Origin of the sequence: Streptomyces sp. BE20 (assembly GCF_036322525.1) — a bacterium.
GTDB lineage: Bacteria > Actinomycetota > Actinomycetes > Streptomycetales > Streptomycetaceae > Kitasatospora.
The window spans coordinates 1-917 of the sequence record NZ_JAQYWW010000327.1 but is presented as its reverse complement, the minus strand read 5'-3'; the positions used below and the strand labels follow the sequence as shown (position 1 = coordinate 917).

The 917-nt window shown below is 68.7% G+C and carries 1 protein-coding gene; it reads right to left on the bottom strand.

What is annotated here, in order from left to right:
- Positions 1-815 (bottom strand): IS481 family transposase (locus PUR61_RS01775; RefSeq protein WP_329874896.1); only part of this gene is annotated, 815 nt, incomplete at its 3' end.
- Positions 816-917: the final 102 nt, after the last annotated feature.

The following is a 917-nucleotide window of genomic DNA, read 5'->3' as shown; positions in this document are numbered from 1 at the left end:
TTGAAGCGCTCGACCTTGCCGTTGGTCTGGGGTCGGTAGGGGCGAGTGCGTTTGTGGGCGATGCCGGATGCGGCGAGTGTGTCGCGCCACAGGTGTGACTTGTAGCAGGCGCCGTTGTCGGTCAGGACGCGTTCGACGGTGATGCCGAGGGCGGTGAAGAACTGCTCGGCGCGGTGCCAGAACGCGGTGGCGGTCTCCTTGCGTTCGTCGGGCAGGATCTCGCTGTAGGCCAGGCGGGTGTGGTCGTCGACGGCGCTGTGGACGTAGCTGTAGCCGATCTTCGGTGTCCCGCTCGGAGTTCTCAGGCCGGTGGTGGCGTACCGGTTGCTCTCGCCGGCCTGCCGGTCCATGACGCGGTGGCCGCCGCCGTCGGGGATGTTGCCGAGCTTCTTGATGTCGACGTGGACCAGCTCGCCGGGGCGTTCGCGCTCGTAGCGGCGGATGACCTGGCCGGTGGGCCGGTCCATCCACCGCAGCCGGTTCATGCCGTGGCGGGTCAGGATCCGGTGGACCGTCGAGGTCGGTATGCCGAGGATCGGCCCGAGCCGGGCGGGGCCGAGCTTGCGTTCCTGCCGCAGCCGGCAGACCTCGGCCTCGATCGTGTCCGGGGTGCGGTGCGGGGTGGTACGGGGGCGACTGGACCGGTCGTGCAGGCCCGCGTCGCCCTCTGCGCGCCACCTGCGGACCCACTTGTGGGCGGTGGTGCGGGAGATCCCCATCTCGGCGGCTATGTGCGCGACCGGGCGTCCTGCCCGGACGCGTTCGATCAGGAGCCGCCTGCCGTGCACGGTCAGGCGGGCGTTACGGTGGGACACGAAGACCTCCGGTGCGGTGCAGTCCTAGACAGCTCCACCACACCGGAGGTCTTTACGTTTGATCAAGCCCGACCACTGTCAACAACGCTCGTGATCAATACA